The organism is Kitasatospora albolonga (assembly GCF_039535905.1).
Lineage (GTDB): Bacteria > Actinomycetota > Actinomycetes > Streptomycetales > Streptomycetaceae > Kitasatospora > Kitasatospora albolonga.
Map to the genome: position 1 here is coordinate 107,047 of NZ_BAAAYB010000161.1, position 17,160 is coordinate 124,206.

Annotated in this window: 14 protein-coding genes; 3 read left to right on the plus strand and 11 right to left on the minus strand. The window is 69.5% G+C overall.

The features are described from left to right. The first annotated feature begins 616 nt into the window (after positions 1–616). On the plus strand, positions 617–1,756 hold the full coding sequence (locus tag ABD946_RS42090; RefSeq protein ID WP_345291016.1) for a hypothetical protein: 1,140 nt from the start codon (positions 617–619) through the stop codon (positions 1,754–1,756). Here ABD946_RS42090 and ABD946_RS42095 read toward each other — a convergent pair. Together ABD946_RS42095 and ABD946_RS42100 are read right to left on the minus strand one after the other, a co-directional pair. Further along, positions 1,696–3,879, minus strand: coding sequence for a hypothetical protein (locus tag ABD946_RS42095; protein ID WP_345291017.1), 2,184 nt, complete (start codon positions 3,877–3,879; stop codon positions 1,696–1,698). The two genes, ABD946_RS42090 and ABD946_RS42095, sit on opposite strands and share 61 nt — an antisense overlap. Before the next feature lie 1,264 nt (positions 3,880–5,143). Further along, positions 5,144–5,770, minus strand: a complete 627-nt coding sequence (locus ABD946_RS42100) for a hypothetical protein (protein WP_345291018.1) — start codon at positions 5,768–5,770, stop codon at positions 5,144–5,146. Between the two features lie 959 nt (positions 5,771–6,729). On the opposite strand from ABD946_RS42100, the gene ABD946_RS42105 reads away from it, so the two are divergent. Next, complete coding sequence (locus ABD946_RS42105) at positions 6,730–7,791, plus strand: hypothetical protein (RefSeq protein ID WP_345291019.1); 1,062 nt, start codon at positions 6,730–6,732, stop codon at positions 7,789–7,791. On the opposite strand, the gene ABD946_RS42110 is transcribed toward ABD946_RS42105, so the two are convergent. From ABD946_RS42110 to ABD946_RS42120, 3 genes are all read right to left on the minus strand, one after another. Further along, positions 7,768–9,939, minus strand: a complete 2,172-nt coding sequence (locus tag ABD946_RS42110) for a tetratricopeptide repeat protein (protein ID WP_345291020.1) — start codon at positions 9,937–9,939, stop codon at positions 7,768–7,770. The genes ABD946_RS42105 and ABD946_RS42110 overlap by 24 nt on opposite strands. A 13-nt stretch (positions 9,940–9,952) precedes the next feature. Continuing rightward, positions 9,953–10,324 carry a hypothetical protein gene (locus tag ABD946_RS42115; protein WP_345291021.1) on the minus strand — a complete coding sequence of 124 codons (372 nt, stop codon included), beginning with the start codon at positions 10,322–10,324 and terminating at the stop codon, positions 9,953–9,955. Between the two features lie 348 nt (positions 10,325–10,672). Beyond that, positions 10,673–11,047 carry a DUF6907 domain-containing protein gene (locus ABD946_RS42120; RefSeq protein WP_345291022.1) on the minus strand — a complete coding sequence of 125 codons (375 nt, stop codon included), beginning with the start codon at positions 11,045–11,047 and terminating at the stop codon, positions 10,673–10,675. Positions 11,048–11,291: 244 nt separating this feature from the next. On the opposite strand from ABD946_RS42120, the gene ABD946_RS42125 reads away from it, so the two are divergent. Beyond that, positions 11,292–12,149 carry a methyltransferase domain-containing protein gene (locus ABD946_RS42125; RefSeq protein WP_345291023.1) on the plus strand — a complete coding sequence of 286 codons (858 nt, stop codon included), beginning with the start codon at positions 11,292–11,294 and terminating at the stop codon, positions 12,147–12,149. Positions 12,150–12,156: 7 nt separating this feature from the next. Here ABD946_RS42125 and ABD946_RS42130 read toward each other — a convergent pair whose 3' ends face one another. The 6 genes from ABD946_RS42130 to ABD946_RS42155 form a co-directional block, all read right to left on the minus strand. Beyond that, positions 12,157–12,690: an adenylyl-sulfate kinase gene (locus ABD946_RS42130; protein ID WP_345291024.1), complete on the minus strand. Its 534-nt coding sequence runs from the start codon at positions 12,688–12,690 to the stop codon at positions 12,157–12,159. Beyond that, positions 12,687–13,421, minus strand: coding sequence for a sulfotransferase family protein (locus tag ABD946_RS42135; RefSeq protein WP_345291025.1), 735 nt, complete (start codon positions 13,419–13,421; stop codon positions 12,687–12,689). Before ABD946_RS42135 ends, ABD946_RS42130 begins: the two co-directional genes overlap by 4 nt. After that, a complete protein-coding gene (locus ABD946_RS42140; RefSeq protein WP_345291026.1) occupies positions 13,414–14,223 on the minus strand; it encodes a hypothetical protein in 810 nt (269 codons plus the stop codon). Before ABD946_RS42140 ends, ABD946_RS42135 begins: the two co-directional genes overlap by 8 nt. Beyond that, positions 14,217–15,869, minus strand: coding sequence for a pyridoxal phosphate-dependent decarboxylase family protein (locus ABD946_RS42145; RefSeq protein WP_345291027.1), 1,653 nt, complete (start codon positions 15,867–15,869; stop codon positions 14,217–14,219). Before ABD946_RS42145 ends, ABD946_RS42140 begins: the two co-directional genes overlap by 7 nt. Next, positions 15,862–16,905, minus strand: coding sequence for a radical SAM protein (locus ABD946_RS42150; RefSeq protein ID WP_345291028.1), 1,044 nt, complete (start codon positions 16,903–16,905; stop codon positions 15,862–15,864). Before ABD946_RS42150 ends, ABD946_RS42145 begins: the two co-directional genes overlap by 8 nt. Continuing rightward, the coding region (locus ABD946_RS42155) for a hypothetical protein (RefSeq protein WP_345291029.1) at positions 16,902–17,160 on the minus strand (259 nt) is incomplete at its 5' end. The genes ABD946_RS42150 and ABD946_RS42155, both read right to left, overlap by 4 nt.

The window sequence follows — 17,160 nt, forward strand, 5'->3', positions numbered from 1 at the left end:
GGGTCCCGATGAGCGCATACACGTCCCCGTAGGAACGGCCGCCGGCCGCTGGCGCACCTTCGCCGGAGAACGGCTCGTAGTCGTCGCCGCGCGGACCGTCACCTCACTCGTACGTGTACTGGATGTGGTCCCCGAAGTACTCCGCGATGACGCCCGAGTCACCGTCGTCTTCGCGTACGACCCGACCTCGGCTTTCAATGACGGCGTCCTCGACCTGCTTCGCTCGCAAGGCTGCCGGACCATGCCGTGGCCACAGCTGGCCGAATGCGCCCCCGACCTGGTGATCTCCGCGTCTGAGAATCTCACCCTCCCGCCGGGCGACTACCCTGTCCTCGTCCTCCCCCACGGCATCGGATTCCAAAAGCAGGTCCCCGACTCTGCCGGCCCGGGCACCCGGCTGTCCGGCATGGTGCCCGACGCGCTGCTGGAGACGCGCCGGGCGTGGCTCGCGGTGTCCCATCCTGGCCAGGATGCCCAGCTGGCGGCCTCGCACCCGGCGACGGTGGGCCGCACCCTCATGGTGGGTGACCCTTGCTACGACCGGCTCCTCGCCAGCGGTCGTTGGCGAGAGCGCTACCGGTCCGCCTTGGGTGTCCTACCCGGCCAGCGCCTCGTGGTGATCACTTCGACCTGGGGCAGCGAGTCGCTGGCCGGACGTCACCCGGGCCTGCCCGCCGAGCTGCTGGCCCAGCTCCCGGTGGACGAGTACCGGGTCGCGCTCATCCTGCACCCCAACGTGTGGTCCGGTCACGGCGCCTGGCAGATCGGGGTTCTCCAGCGGACCGCGGTGGAGGCCGGACTGACCACGGTCGATCCGGCCGACGGCTGGCAGCAGGCCTTGACCGCCGCGGACCTGGTGATCGGGGACCACGGTTCGGTGACCGTCTACGCGGCCGCGATCGGCCGCCCCGTCCTACTGGCCGCATTCGGTCCCGAGGCCGTCCCCAACACGGCGGGCTGGGCCCTGCGCACAGTGGCACCGTGGCTGGACACCGCACGGCCCCTGGCCGCGCAGATCGAGACCGCGCTCACCGATCACCGCCCGGACCGCTACGAGCCGGTCACCGCCGAGGCGTTCGGCGTCCGCGGGCAGGCACTTCCCCGGCTTCGCGAGACGGTGTACGACCTACTCGACCTGGCCCAGCCCAAGCAGCCTGCCCGAACCGCCCGCGCGTTCGGGCTGCCCGCCCCGGGGGCAGCCCCACCCCGCTCCCTCATCGTCGGCACCACGCTCACCGGACGCCAGGACCAAGCGTTCGAGGTGGACCTGCAACGCTTCCCCGCCGTACTGGCCGGTGAACCCGTGGAGCGGGAGGACTCGTTCCAGCACCTTGCCTGCGACGTGGACGAGCCGGATACCCGGCTCACCGAGAGCGCGACGGTCCTGCTGGTCCGCTCCTGCGTCTTCGCCTCCGACGACGGACGACGGCGGACCATCGAACTGCTCGCCGACTTCCCCGGCGCCAGGCTCGCGGCCGTGTCCTCGGAGAACGGATGCCTGGTCGGCCTGCGCGATGGTACGACGCTGGAGGTGAGCAGCCCGGCCCGTCCCTGCCCCGATCCCGGGGCGGCCGCCGCGGCGGTGTACACGTGCCTGCGCCTGGGGGTCGCACCACACGGCATCACTGTGACCTTGCGCAGCGGTACCTCCGCTCAGGAGCTGTCGCTGCGCGCGCTGGGGCCTGCCGGAGCCGATCAGTCGCCGGCGAGCCGTGCGAGGACCTCCACCGCCCGGGGGCTGCCGGCCTCCTCGTAGATCACGAGTGCCCTGCGCAGGCACTCACGCGCCTCGGCGGGAGTGTCCAGCACGTCGGCGAGATCCTCCAGCGCCCGGGCCTCGTAATGGGATGCTCCTTCGCCACGCAGATCCGTGACTGCCTGCCGCAAGTTGTCCGCCGCCGCCGCGCGGTCGCCCGCCCGTGCTCTCGCGCGGCCCATGTCGGCCAGCGCCCGCGCGGCCATCCGCTCGTCGCCCCGGGCGAGCAGATCCTGCCTCGCCTCGGCGAGCCCGGCCAGGGCTGCGGTGTAGTCGCCGCCCGCGCTCTGGGCACAGCTGAGGAAATAGCGGGCCAGGGCCGCGCCGCGACCTTCCCCTGCCTGGACGTTGAGCGCGAGGGAGGCGCGGTAGGCGTCGGCCGCGCGGGCGGGATCGTGCCGCTCCCAGTACCGGCCCAGGAACTCCTGTACCGAGGCCTGGAGAGCGAGGTGGCCCGATTCCACCGCCAGCTGGTCTGCGGCCTCGAGCTGGGCCCGCGCCTCGTCGTCGCGACCCAGGTCCAGGAGGGGGCGTGAGAGCAGACTGCGCAGCCGGGCCTCGGCCGCCGGCTGTCCGTCGCGTGCCGCGGCGTCGGCCCCCAGTTCCAGCGACTCGCGCCAGTCTGCCAGGTGCCGGTGGTGAAGAAAGAGGACGGTGAACGCCTCCGACAACTGCCAGACCTGGCGGTCGAAGCCGAACGTGCTGGCGGCCTTGAGCACGGCGAGGATGTTGCCCCGCTCGGCCTCCAGCCAGTCGAGGGCGTTCTGCCGGGGATCTCCTGCTCTCCCGAACGGCCCGGTGCCGATGGGATCCGTCGCCAGCCCCTCGGCGCCCACGGCCTCGGACGGCACGGTGATCCTCAGCCGGTCAGCTCTGATCGCGAGGTCGGCCAGGACAGCCAGTGCCCGGTAGTGACCGGTGACCCGTGAGACCACCGCCCGCTCGGCGTCCGGTGGATCGAGGGTTCGGGCCAGCTCGCGTGAGTGGAGCCGGACGAGGCTGTGCATCACGTACCGGCCGTCTTCGGTCCCGGTAAGCAGGCTCGCCGCCTCGAGACTGTCCAGCGCCGCCTGCACCGCCTGCACCGGGAATCCTGAGGCGAGCGCTACCAGCGCGGGGTCGGAGGCCCTGTTGGGCATCAAGCCCAGGGTCCGGTAGATCCTCGCGGCGGTAGCCGGCAGGTCCCGGTAGACCACTTCGAGTGCCGCTGCCATCGTGCGCTCCTCGGGTCCCGACGACACGGTGATCCGACCGAGACGGCTGTGTTCGTCGGTCAGTTCGCCGACCAGCGATCCGATCGACAGTCTCCGGTGGATCGTCAAACGTGCTGCGCACAGTCGCAACGCCATCGGCAGGCCGCCGCACAACCCTGCCAACGCGGCTGCAGCCTCCGGCTCCGCCTCGATGCGCTGCTGTCCGCAGAGCGCGGCCAGCAGCTCCAGTGAGCTGCTGTGGTCCAGCACATCCAGATGGAGCAACGCAGCTCCGTCCAGGGCCAGTTCCCCCAGCCGCCAAGTGCTGGTCGCGAGCACCGCGCTGCCGTCCCCCTGCGGCAACAGGGCCGTGACCTGGGCTGGACGGCTGACATGGTCGAGCACCACCAGCATCCGCCGGTCGGCTGACATGGTGCGGTAGAGCGCGGCGCGGTCGGCGAGCCTGGCCGGCAGATACGGGTCGTGCACGCCGAGTCCGCGCAGGCACATCGCCAGCGCCTCCGAGACATCCCGGCCCGCACCCTCGCCCAGCGCCCCGAAGTCCACGAAGAACTGGCCGTCCGGAAAGCGGTCCTGGTGACGGTGCGCCCACTGGCAGGCGGCTGCGGTCTTCCCGATTCCGGGCAGACCGCTGAACACGCCAACGGGACAGCCCTCGGCGCCCTGACCACCCGCTAACACCGCGTCGAGCTCCGCGAGCGGACCCTCGCGGTTGACGAACCGGCGGGGCGGACGGGGTACTTGGTCAGGCCGACGCGGCTCGGCCCCGGGAGGCGGGGCCGAGTGGTAGTTGAAGGTGATGCCGCCGTGAACGCTGCCCACCTGGGCGAGCTGGCCGTGCACAGTCCCCGGCAGACTGTTGACCACATGCAGCGGCGCAGGGCTCTGCTCGCTCTCCCACCCGCTCACGCAGCCCACCGCCTCTCCGGATCGCCGACGACCTCACGTTACTGGACGGACCACCTCGGTGAGGATGATTCAACCGATACGGCCCTGCGCCGGTGATCGGCAGCGTGGCACGGCGCTCCAGCACGTCACAGGGCTGGGGTCCTCCCATAGAGACTGATCGCCGGTACCCAGACCGGACCGCCAGTCGCTTGCGCAGGCCAGGATCCAGAAGGGGGTTCAGGCGTCGCGGCGGCAATACAGTGATGCGCGAACGGCGCCGAGCCCAGCTCCCCTGAACCGGGTACGCGCTCGCTCGCGCCTGGCCGCCGGCTCCTGGGGCGTAGAGGTGCGGCAACGACGAACGGAGGAGAACTGCCTTGGACCCGATCACTGCCGCCGCGCTCACGGCACTCGCGGGAACAGTCGCCGGCGAGGCTGGGCATCAGGCTTGGCAAGCACTCACCACGCTGGTCAGGAGACCCTTCAGTCGTGGTACGAGCCAGGGGCAGGAGGAGCCGGCTGGCCTGAGCTCTGGCGAGCCGGAACGCGCAGCCCTGGAGACACTGCCCGCCGACCCCGGCCGGGCACAGGCCCTCGCTACCGCACTAGGCGTGCGGGCCGCCCTGGACCCGGAGTTCCGAGTGCTCCTCGATGAGTGGTGGACACGGACATCCGCCAAGTCTGCGGGCTCTGTTCACAACACGGTCAGCGGCGGAACACGGAGCGGGACGATCGTGCAAGCACGTGACATCTCCAACCTCACCTTCAACATGCCAGGGCGGTCATCCACCTGACCCCCGAAGCCGCGAAAATCCTGAGCGTCCGAGCCATCCATTGTGGGAAACGAAGCGCGAGCAGCGCAGGGCGGCGAACAGGACCGCGCCGACGGTGGCACGGGGATGCTGCTGGCCAGGAGGCCGGCGCCCACCAGCAATGCAGCGAGGATCGGCAGAGGGACGACCCTCGCCAGGTGTCTTCGGAGCACAAAGATGCTGAGGATCACGGGCTCTCCGGTTGCCGAGGCGATCGACGTAGCCGAGCACCTTGGCGATCACACTGAGGAGGGGATCCAGATGGCGCCCGCCAGCACCACCCGGCAGCTCTGCCTGTCCGGCGCGAGCCGATGATCAGCCGCCGTACGCGCCGGGAGCAGCACCGTGCCTGGCCGACGCAACGCGTGAACCCGAGTTCGGCCACCGCTGAGCCATCGCCCGAGCTGCCGCGAACGGTCCGCAAATCCCAGGGGCCAGCACCCCGGTCACAAAGCGTCGGCGATCCGCAGGCTTCACTCCCAGTCGTCAGGCCCTTCTGCGTCGTCTCGCCCCAGCAGCATCGCCACCGCGAGCAGCGGCAAGAACCCAGCTGCCAATATCGGGGCGATCACCGCCACCGCAACAACCTGCCCCATGCTGTCGTAGCCACCGGACGTTGACCGCCCCCGTATCCACGCCACCGCGCCAACGGTGACCGCGACAGACACCCAGGAGGCAAACGACGCCTGGCACTGCAACATCAACACCGCGCCCACAACAGCTGTCGACGGCCCGCGCCATCGCAGCACCGCACCGATATCTCCTCCGAAGCGATGCGGCGCCGGCAACGTCAGCAAGCCTCCCAACAACAGGAGCAAGCCCACCCCGCCCAACGCTTCAGCCCGGACCTGGGTCCAGTGCTCAACGCTCAGCGTCCAGCGCCACGGAAGACCTGCCCACTGGCACATCCTTCCCAACTGCGTCACTGGATCGCTGCCAAGACCGAAGCCAGCAAGAGCCGCACAGCCCACGAGCGATGCCACCGCCCGATAGCACGCACCCAGTACCGTCGCGGCCCGGATCCCTCGGGCCGCCGACCTCACCACGCGCTCCGGGTTGCCTATCCAGACATCGCCGTGAATCTCCTTCGCCTGCACCAACCTTGTATTGTCCAACCGACCGCGCACCGAGTTCGTTGACTCCCCCTGGACCATGAAGGGCAGAGTAACGACGGAAACTGACAGTCAAGGATGCTGGCCAAAGGGCACTATCGTGCTCGGCGCCTCGCCCACCACCAGTAGCTACAGTCGACCGGAGGAGAGAGCACCCACGTGAATGGTGCAGGACCGAGCCAGACAACCTGTGCAAGCAGCCGCGCCCGTTGGACCACCGCGCACGTTGAGCGTCACGTGCTGGGCGTCGTGCACAACATCACCGCCGCCACCCGTCTGCTCGACCTGCTGGACGCGTTCACCGGAGACAGAAGGATCCAGGTCGTTTTCACATCTCCCGGCTCATCCAAACTCGACGCCGGAACCATGGAACTCCTGTCCAGCAGAGGCGCCTTGTGGATTCCCTGGACTCGCGCGATATCGGAGAAGTTCGATCTCGCCATCGCCACCAATCGCGGCGGCGACCTGCATAAAATCAACGCTCCGCTTATTGGCGCGCCACATGGTGCCGGATATAATAAGACGCTGAGCCGGGAGCCGGGAGCCGGGAGCCGGGAGCCGGGAGCCGGGAGCCGGGAGCCGGGAGCCGGGAGCCGGGAGCCGGGAGCCGGGAGCCGGGAGCCGGGAGCCGGGAGCCGGGAGCCGGGAGCCGGGAGCCGGGAGCCTTCGGCCTGACCCCGGAATGGCTCGTTCATGAGGGTCGGCTGATCCACGCCGCGATCACCCTTTCTCACGAGGAGCAGCGCAGCCGACTAGCTGCGAGCTGCCCCGATGCACTGCCGCGAAGCGTAGTCGTCGGCGACCCGTGCTTCGACCAACTGTGCGCCAGCCAACCACTTCGTGCCGCGTACCGCCGCGCTCTGGGGCTACTGCCCGGCCAGCGGCTGGTTGTACTGTCCTCCACATGGGGACGGGAGTCGCTGTTCGCATCCGCTGGCGGGGACGCGATGCGTCGCCTGCTCGCGGAACTGCCGACGGACGAGTATCGGTTTCTCGCCGCAGTCCATCCCAATGCATGGGCATTTCACGGAGGATGGCAGATAAGCCAGTGGCTCGCTCCGTTGGTCGATTACGGTCTTCTGCTCCCCGCCCCGGAGTCGGAGGTCTGGAAGGCCGCACTCATCGCTGCAGACTACCTTGTCGGAGACCATGGTTCAGTGACGTTCTATGGATTCTGCCTGGGAATTCCGACGCTGTTGGGGTCTTTCGGGCAAAGCTCTGTCGCCTCCGGATCACCCATGGACGAACTGGGCCGGCTGGTCCCGCGTCTGGGCCGCACCGGGCTCCGCGACCAACTGCGTGCCGCCGCGCGGAGCCAAGCCGAGGAGGAGTCCCACCTACGGACGCTGCGCGGCCTGGTGACCTCGCGCCCCGGCCGCGCCGCCGCGGAACTGCGCAGCCTGTTCTACCGGCACCTTGACCTCCCCGAACCGCAGACGCCAGCAACGACCCGCATCGTCGCGCTCCCGCCGCCGCCCCTGCGGAACGAGTACCAACCCGCCACTCTCCCGCCGATGTTCGTCACAGTGACCCTGGAGCCTCCTGCATCGGACGCCCACTGGTCGGTGACGGTGGAGCGTCGCCCGTCCTCCCTCCAACGCGCAGACCGCAGCCACCTGGCCGACGCCCACCTGACCTGCGACCACGCCGACCCGGATCCGCGCTGGCGACACGCCGCCGACCTCCTGCTGGTCCCCCGCGACAGGCTGGCAGCCGACACGCCACTCGACGAAGCAGCACAGATCGAAGCCGTCGCCCGGCACGAAGCAGCAACTGGCATCGAGAGTGCCGACCACGGTTGCACCGTGCTGCTGCCGACCGGTCGTCAACTCCGCTCCCACTGGCTGGAAAAGGCTGACTGGGCCGGTTTCGAGATCGCAGCCTCGGTGACGTTCGCCATCCTCACCGCCGAAGCCCACCACCCCGACGGCGGCCGCCGTGGCCTGCGGGTGCACGTACACGGCGGGCCGAACCAGCCGGCCGGGCTACTGCTGATCCAGGCCCGCTGACCCGTCGACCTCCGGCGGCCGACCGCCGGTGAGCCGGTCAGCGGCCTCCGACTGGCGGGGGCTGCGCGCCTGCGCAAAGCGTGCCTGGGCCTCGGCCCAATCCTCGGCGGAACCGATATCGTCGCCAAGGCCACGCCGCACGTCACCTCGCAGCAGCAGGATCGCCGCGCACTGGTAGGACGTGCCGTGCTCGAGCATGAGCGACAGCGCATCCGCGAGGAACCCCAAGGCAAGGTCCAGCCGACCGGCGGCTTGTGCGTTCTCTGCCTGTCGCGTCAGGGCACGAGCCTGGTTGTAGCGGTCGGGCGGCACCAGACCGCCGAATTGGTCGAAGGCCGCGCTCAGAGCCGCCCCAGCGTCCTCGTACCGCCCCAGCGCAGTGCGGATGTGGCCCAGGTGAAGTCCCAGAAGGGCCGCTCCTCGCAGGTGGTCGACCCCATCCAGGGCCCGCAGTGCCTCCACTGCCAACTGCTCGGCCCGCAGGGGCTGCTGATTGCGCACCGCGAGCAGGGCCATGGCCTCCAGGACGGAGGACCGCGTCCTGCGGAAACCCTCGGGCTTCGGGTCGGGCACCTGGTCGCAGATCTCCAGCGCGGCGATCAGGTCCGCTTCGGCCAGCCGTGCGTCGTCATGATCACTGCTGAACCGGTCCTGGTGGGCGAATCCGCGTTCGAAGCGGGCTCGGGCGATCGTCAGGGCGTCGCCGTCCGTCTCGGCCGCGGTCACCGCGAATCCCTGCACCCGGATCCACTCGCTGTGCAGAGCGTTGCGCAGACAATACGTCCACATGCCTTGCCCGATCCGAACCGCGTGACCGAAGCGGCCGGTCTCCAGAGCGAGTTCGGCGGTTGCGACGATGCTGGGGCCGAGACGGGCCATCCGGGACGCGACTTCCGCCCGCTCGGTCGGGCCTGGGGCGGCGCCCAGGAATGCCCGGTAACGTCCCGCCGGATCGGTACGCCACCGACTCGACGCAGCGGCCTCCGCGTCCTCCGCGCAGGTCGTGTAGTACTCGACCACGCTGTCCAACGCGCGTTCCCGCGCAGCGGCCGTCTCGTCTTCCTGGGCCTTCTGCCAGGCATGGGCCTGGATCAGGTCGTTGAGCCACAGGCAGCCCGGCTCCTCACGCTCGAACACGTGCAGCGCCCGCAGGTCGGCGAGCAACCCGTCCACCCGGCCGGCGTCGACGCCCGTCAACGCCTGCAGCGCTCCTCGGTCCAGCACCGGCCCCGGGTTGAGGCCGACCCTGCGGTAGACCAACGCCTGGTCGGGCCGCAGCGAACGGTAGAAGGCGTCAAGAAGATCCTCGAACGAGAAGTCGTCCATCCGCATCAGCTCCCAGCGGCCCACTGGCTGCCGCAGCCGTAGCGCCAGATCGGGCCACTGCTGGGGCGGCAGTTCCGCCAACCGCTCGGCCACCATCCGCAGCGCCAAAGGGTTTCCGCCGCACAAGCGGACGAAGGGCTCGCGGTCGGCCTCCACGGTGGCGTCCAACTCGCCTACTCTGCAGAGCAGTTCATCGCTCTCGACTGTGGTAAGTGGCTCCACCACGATGTCTTCCACGTCGAAACGGCTCCGCAGACCGCCGAGGCGTACCGCGCTGGTCACGATGGCGACACTCAAGTGGGAGCCGGGGAGCAGCATTTCGACTTGTCGGGCGGTCTGCGCGTTCTCCAGCAGTACGACGACGGGTTTGCTGTCGGTGACCGATCGGAACAGGTCGCGCAGCGCGGCGGGCCCACGCGACATTCCGTCGCGCGGGACCTCTAGGAGGTCCAGCCAGCCCTCCAGCACCGCGACCGGGTCGACCGGCCGGCCGTGCGCGTCCGGGCCGAGTGTCGCTTGGAGGCAGGTTCGCGGCAGCTGCTCGGCGCGCTCATTCAGCCAGCGTCCCACCACCGCGGTCTTGCCAACGCCCCGGATTCCGCGGAGCCCGAGGCGCATCGGATGGCCTCCACGCCTGCTGGCCTGCCAACTGGCGTCGATGGCCGCGAACTCGTCGTCGTGATCGACCCGGATCCGCGGTGCCAGGATGCCGAAGCCAAGGGTCGGGCCACGGCGGGCGTGGAAGTGGACGCTGACCGACTCGCCCATGACGACCGTACTGTCACTGACGTTGCCGTCGAGCCGGTTCCCGAAGCCCTCCACCGGATGGAACCCTTCAGTTGATGTGGACGTCGCCGAAGCGCTCGCCCTGGAGCACCGTGGAGTCCCGCACGTCGCCGTTGATGGTGTTCACCACCCGGCCGCGCCCGCCCGCGTCCGGCAAAGCGGCCTCCGCCTCCTCGGCCAGCGCCCGCAGTGCGGCCGCCACCTCGGGATCCTCCCGCAGGAGCCGGGCCAGACGCAGCCTCAGCGCGGCCTCCACGCCTTCCGCCATCCACTCACTACCCGCATCACCGGACGCCAGGACCTCGTCCCGCTCGACGTCCAGTTGCTCCTCAGCCGACTCGCCACCGCGCCGTGACCACAGCGCCACCACCCGGCCCCGGAAGGCCGACCACAGATCGCTCGCCATCAGCGAGACGATCACACCGGCCCCCGACTGCGCCAACGTCACCAACTCGTCAGACACTACTCCCCCTCCGGGTCAACCGTCCGTAGGCAACAGTACGTCAGACTTCCTCCTTCGCAGCCTCATTCGGGCAACTCTCGCCGCGAGAACACCCACCTTGGCCGGCTCGCGTGGACACGGGCGCAGGGATCGTTTCAGAGCTGTCACGTTCAAGCCTGGGCGGATCGGCACGGCAGTGTGCGTCCGTCAGCCCCCCGCTCCCGGATCCGCCGTTGTCAGGTCGACGTCGCTGCAATCATGATCGATTCGATGCGAGTGCCGGCCCCAGCGATTGGTCGGCCCTGGACCGCATCTCGGAGTGTTCGATCAGGCCCTCGAAACGCGCCCGACCCCGATGGCCTGCACGTAGTCCTGACGGAGGCGGTGCAGTCGGCCCATGTAGTCATCCAGCCGCTCGATCAGCTGGTCCAGGCCCGGCAGATCGAGGTCGCGCTCCGTGGCACCCTGAATGCTGACGATCGGCTCCCCCCTTCCCTCCTCCTCGGATTCGATCAGCTGCATGATCGCGGCCATCAGCAGCGGCCCGTCCGGTGTGTACGGGCCAGCCGGCAGGTCCAGTTGGACGTCGGGTCCGTGATGGAAGGTGCTCGAGACCTTGTGGTCGCTGATGCACCATGCGGGGCATCCCGCAGGGCGGGTGGCGTCTGGGGCTTTCGGCTCCCTGGTGTCGTTGTCGGACATCCTTCCTCCTGTTTGACCGTGGCCCCCGGATCGCCGGGCCTTCTCGCCCCGCTTCGCTCTTGCCGTGAGGGAGCGGTCGCAAGTGGCGTATGTCCGGCAGGGGACGCGTGACACCTCTTCGCGTTTGCCGAGACGCCCTATTTAGAGAGAATTCTTCATATTTGTCGCATATTGTTCGTGTATGCCCAGGTGAGGTGCCGGCCGGCCCTGGCGCACCGGGCGAGGAGAAGGAAGGGGTCGGGCTGTGTCTGACAGTGCGGAAGCGATCCACTCCCGACTCGCTGAGCTCGTTGCACCGAGGGCTCAGAGCCGGATCGTCGATCTCGGGTGTGGGGCGGGTCCGACCCTTGTGGCACTGAGTCGCGTGGCTCCCAAGGCGGCGCTGGTCGGTATCGACCGGTCGGACGAGTTTCTTCAACTTGCACGGCAGGGGCTTCGGGGACACCGGGGCCCCGTCATGGCCGTCATCGCGGACCTTCGTGCCCCGCTGCCGTGTGGGGACGCGAGCGCGGATGTCGTCCTGTCGTACAACACCGTCGAGTGCCTGCCGGATCCAGGGCAGCTGGTGGCAGAGGTCGCTCGGATTCTTCGGCCGGGGGGGAGGGCGGTCCTTGCGCACGTCGACTTCGATTCTCTGGTGATCGCCGGCGCGGATGCGGACCTTGATCGACGGGTCTGCCACGCCTTCGCGGACGATGTGCAGAGCTGGATGGATCACGCGGATGGGCGAATCGGCCGCAAGCTCGGGCTGCTGCTGGCGCGGAGTTCGCTGAGGCTAGTGAGCGTCGAGCCGCTGTTGACGTGGTCGACCGAGCTGTCGGGGCACGCTGGGGCCCGGATCGGCGAGATCCGCAAGGCGTTGTTGTCTGCGGACAGGCACGGCCGCAGCCCGGTCAGTGCGGCCGAGGTGGAGAAGTGGTACGCGTCGGTGCAGGAGGCGGATCGCTTGGGCGGGTTCTTCTTCTCCGAGCTGACCTTCATTGCGGTCGCCGAGCGCCCGAGCGGTGAGTGCCTGGCCGGCGGCACCGTCCAGCCGACTCGCGCTGACATGGTGCTTGGGCGGGATGGCCGCTGGGCACCGGGGCGGTCCGATGCCGCATGACGGGCGGCTATGACGCGAGGCGTCCCCAGAGCACATTGTCGGCAAACGAGCAGAGGGTCTTCTCCGAGACGCCGAGCGGAGCCGCGGTGTCCAGAGTGAGCGCCGGGTGCTCGGGTTCGGTCCAGGAGAGTTCGGGTGCGTCGGGCGCGGGGTTGGCTCGGTAGGCGGGTGAGGGCCGGAGGGCGTCGCGGGCGTGGCGAAGGTCCTCGGGTGCGCGGACGTGGATGAGGTGGAGCCGTTTGCCGAGCAGTTCGGTGGCGAGCCGGCGCTCTGCGGGGGTGGAGGTCACGAGGGTGACGATGCCGATCCGGTGCCGGCCGGCGGCATGCGCGAGTGCGTGGATGGTGGCGATGCGGTCTTCGGGGGACCATCCGAGGTCGCGGAGTACGCCGGTGGCGCGCTGTTCGTCGGCGTCGTACAGCCCGCAGTACTCGCCGTGTTCGGGCTGGAGGTGGGTGAGGAGGCTTCGGGCGAGGGTGGTCTTGCCGGAGGCCGGCAGGCCGAGGAGCCAGAAGACCGGGGACGCGAGTGGGCGGCTCACGGGGTATAGCCCCACTTCTCGCACCAGGAGCTGAGCAGCGGCGGTATGTCCGCGTCCGGCGGGGGCGGGGTGGCGGACTGGATCTGTCCGGAGGCGATCTGGGGCGACCAGTCGCCGATGCCGTAGACGAAGGGGCCGTGGTCGTGGCGGCCGTAGTCGAGCATGGCCGGCTCCCAGGGGATGCCGATGTACTCGCACAGGGCCTTGCAGGTGGCTTCCGGGTCGGCGGTCAGCTGCTCGTACGTGACGCTGACGGAGGTGGGCAGGTTGGCGGCGGCTTCGTCGAGGGCGGAGGCGAACTTGTCGACGGTGACGGCCGCTTCGGCGAGGTCGTTGGCGTCGCCGGCACGGCGGATGGAGTCGGCGATGGCCACCGGGTGGCGGCGCAGGACGATGTAGCGGGCGTCCGGCCAGCATTCGGTGATCCGCCGCCAGATGAACACGTTGCCGGGGGACTTCTCGACGAGCACATTCTTGCCCGCCTGGGTGAGTTGGCGGTGCAGAAGCCGGTCCCACAGCAGGTGTTCGAGGTCCTGGCGGCCGAGTCCGAGGGTGCTCGTGGCGAGTTCGGTGAACTCATCGGCGACCGTGACGTTGAGGCCGCCGAGGTGAAGTTCGTGCGGGGCGTGCACCTTGGAGTGGGAGCCGAGCAGGCAGCGCAGCAGGGTCGATCCGGAGCGGATCGGGGACAGGACGAAGACGGGCGAGGGGACGAGGCGGTCGTCAGACACGGAACTCCTCCTTCACCTGCTGCTCGCGTTCGGCGAGAACGCGCAGGCGGGTCGTGAGGTCGCGGCGGTAGTGGGCGGAGCCGGGTTCGGTCTTCTCGTCGCAGTGGAAGATCCGCAGCGGCAGCTGGTGGAGGTAGCCGATGCCGGGCCCGGTGGGGTAAGCGAAGGTGTGGGAGAGCCAGTCCTCGTAGTTCAGCCAGCTCTGACCGTCGTCGTGGAACCGGTCGCCGGGGATGCCGCCGGCCGCGGCCATGACGGGCCGCGCTCGGTGGGTGTCGTAGATCAGGAAGTGGGAGGAGACCCGGTTGACCGAGCGGGCCTTGGCGCTGAGGGCGGGGCCGGCGTCTTCGAGTTTCCACTGCCAGCAGTCGTGGTCGTCGATGCGCTGGGCGAGTGCGAGCTGGGGGCAGTTGTCGAAGGTGTCGGCGATCTCGGCGAGGACGTCGGCGGTGTCGGGGTCGCGGAACGCGACGACGTCGCCTTCGATGGTGATCAGGAAGCGGCTCTTGTCGGTGACAAAGTGGGTGTGGATGTTGTTGGCCTGGTCGCCAGAGGCTCGGTGGCGGGTGCGCCAGCGCAGGCGCACTTCGTCGAATCCCCAGGTGGCGTGGGCCAGTTCGGCGATCTCGGCGACCGGGGCGCTCTCGGCGCCGTCCACGACGAGGACCAGGTCGTAGGGGTGGCGAGTGCCCCGGCACAGGGCGTCCAGGGTGATGGGGATGGTGCGGCGCAGGAGTTCGACGTCGCTGTGAACGAGGCAGGCGATGGTGAAAGCGGGCGGGTAGGCCACTGGGGTCACCACCCTGCCGGTCCGGTCACGTCCGCCGCAGCGGCACCGTCGGGCGGGGCCGCGGTGGTGAGCAGGGCGCGGGCGTCGGTCAGCATCGTGGCGGTGAGTTCCTGGGCGTGGTCGTGGATGGCCTGTTCGATGCCGTGCTCGATGTCGTCGGGGATGTGGGGGTGGCCGACGCACATGCCCATGACCTGGTACTTGGCATCTGTGCCGAGGCCGATGCGGTCGGCGAGGTCCTGGAGGGCGAAGAGGTCGAAGACGACGGTGCCGCTGCGGTAGAGGCGGTCCGCGAAGGTCGCGGTGTAGCGGGAGACGAGCGTACGCACCGCCTCGCGGAGTTCGGGCCGGCTGTACGCCTCCTCGACGGCGTGGGCGACTTCGTCGGGCAGGAAGACGAACGCGCATCGGTAGAAGTCGGAGGTGCCGAGCATGCGGAAGCAGCCGGTGCGCTCCAGCAGGTCGACCATCTGCTGGTAGGTGGCATGGCGGTCGTCGACGAGCCGGCCGATGCCGTCGGTGCCCTGGTGCTTCATCAGGGCCCAGAGTTTGAGGGATTCGAAGCCGCGGGAGCCGTAGAACGGGGTGATCAGTCCGAGGTCGAGGCAGTCGGGGTCGTCGGCGCGGTCCGGGTAGCGGGCGAAGCGGCCGAGCGCGTTCGGGTCGCGGAAGAGCGCGTAGCTGGAGGGGTAGGAGACGAACAGGCCCTTGTGCGGGTCGAGGGCGACCGAGTCGGCGCGTTCGATGCCGGCCAGCTGGCCCTTGAGCTTCTCGGAGAACAGCAGGCTTCCGCCGTGGCAGGCGTCGACGTGGAACCAGACGCCGAACTGCTCGCACAGGTCGGCGAGTTGCTGGAGGTCGTCGATGCCGGTGGTGCGGCAGTTCCCGGCGACTCCGACGACCATGAAGATCCGCTTGCCGGGCGGTGGCGAGGCCAGCAGCCGTGCCACCGAGGCGGGGTCGCTGGTGAAGTCGGCGGTGGCTGCCGCCCACAGCAGTCCGTCCGATCCCAGGCCGAGGGCTTGGGCGGCGGCGAGGTAGGAGAAGTGCTCGACCCCGCTGGCGAGGAGGATCACCGGCTGCTCGGGCACGGCGCGCAGGCCGTGCTCGCGGACCTCGGGGTAGGTGTGGGTGAGGGCGGCGGCGATGGCGATGTGGTTGCTCATGTTCCCACCGGAGGTCCACATTCCCCCGAGCCCAGCGAGGCCTTGGTAGTCGGTGAGTGGTGTGACCGGGTAGCCGATGAGTTCTCGCAGCCAGGTGATCAGCTGGGCTTCGATCACGCTGGCGGCCGGTGCGCTGCGGTCGAAGGCGATCAGGTTCTGGTTGAGGAAGGTGGCGACGATGTCGGCCGCGAGGGCGGCGATGCTGTCGCCGGTGTCCGGGAACGCGAGATAGCGGGGGTCGGCCTGGGAGATCGACCAACTGGCGATCTCTGCCAGGGACTTCAGCAGCTGTTCGTCGCCCGTACCCGCGATGGGGATGGGTTCGGCGAAGCGGTCGATGAGTTCGCGAGGCGTCACGTGCCGCAGGACGAGGCCGTCCCGCAGCTCCCCTGAGGTGAAGTCGAGGCCGAGGTCGAGGGCCCGGCGGAGCAGCGCGCGGCTGTCGTCCGGTGGCCGGTGGCTCAGCAGGGCGGGCGGTTGGGGGTCAGACACGTCCGAACTCCATTCGGTACACGCAGCCTTCGCAGGAGGACCAGACCGGTCCTTGGAGGAAGGAGTCCCGTAGTGACCGGTACGGCTTCGAGGTCCAGATCTCGGCTATCGGCGCCTGGTGGATGTTGCCGAGCACGTTGCCCGGGGAGGACTCCATGTGGACACAGCACGGCGTGACGTCGCCGTCCTTGGTGATGTAGCCGGCGTCCCACGGCCACGGGCACACGGCGTTGGCGGCGGCCGGGGAGGTGAGGCGGGAGTAGTCGAAGATTGAGAGCCGGAGGTCTCGCTCGTCGGCCCGTCCGAGGCCGGCCTCCAGGTGCGGGACGACGTCACCTGCGGGGAGGGCGAACAGGGACTCGGCGTTGAGGGTCTTGTCCTCGCCCCAGTGGTGCAGGCTCTCCACGCTGACGCGGGTGAGGCCGTGGTCGGCGACGAAGTCGACGATGGCCGGGAACTGCTCCAGGTTCGCCGCAGACAGCGTCACCGCGGCGGACAGCCCGGTCTCCCGTCCCTTGGTCAGGGAGGCCGCTTCGCGCAGGGCGGCGCTCAGTTGGATGAGGCGAAGCCCCGACCGCATCCGGCCGAGGGTGGCGTCGTCCGCGCCGTCGACGCTGATCGCGATCAGCCCGAGCCCGGCGTCGAGGACGGGTGTGAGGCGGCGGCGCACGAGCAGGCCGTTGGTGTTCGTCGAGGTGAACACGGAGCGGTCGGTGCAGGCTTGGACGTAGGCGGCGAAGTCGCGGACGATCAGTGCTTCTCCCCCGCCGACGAACGAGACGTGGCCTAGGTCGGGCAGCTGGTCGAGAAGCGCGACGAACGCCTCCAAGGACAGGTGCTGGCCACTGCTCTCGTGTACGGCCCGCAGGCAGCCGGCGCAGGCGAGGTTGCACAGGTCGGTGAGTTCCACCTGGAGGTACTGCGGGGTGGGTGTGGGCTGTCCGGGGACGAGGCCGTAGCGGTCGAAGTCGTCCGTGACGAGGAACTTCCGGAAGCGCTCCGGCACGACGACCGCAGACCCGTGTTCGGGTATCACGAGGCCACCACCTTCCGGTAGACCGAGACGATCTCGTCGGCGAAGAGCTCGAAGTCCTCCACCCGGCGGGTGAAGGACGGCACCCTGGGCACCCGGTGCCGGGACGCGTCCTCAAGTACCCGCGTCCACGCGGCCGGAGACCGGTAGTCGTCGACGAGGTGGAGGCCCTGGTCGTCCGCGAGGTGGCGCATGGACGGCACGGCCGAGGAGAACACCGGCACCCCCCAACGCCCATGCCTCGTGCGCCACCAGCGG

Excerpts from the sequence above, each read along its gene's own strand:
- ABD946_RS42105 (WP_345291019.1), top strand. The coding sequence starts at position 6,730 with ATGCGTCGCCTGCTCGCGGAACTGCCGACGGACGAGTATCGGTTTCTC.
- ABD946_RS42120 (WP_345291022.1), bottom strand. The coding sequence starts at position 11,047 with ATGTCCGACAACGACACCAGGGAGCCGAAAGCCCCAGACGCCACCCGC.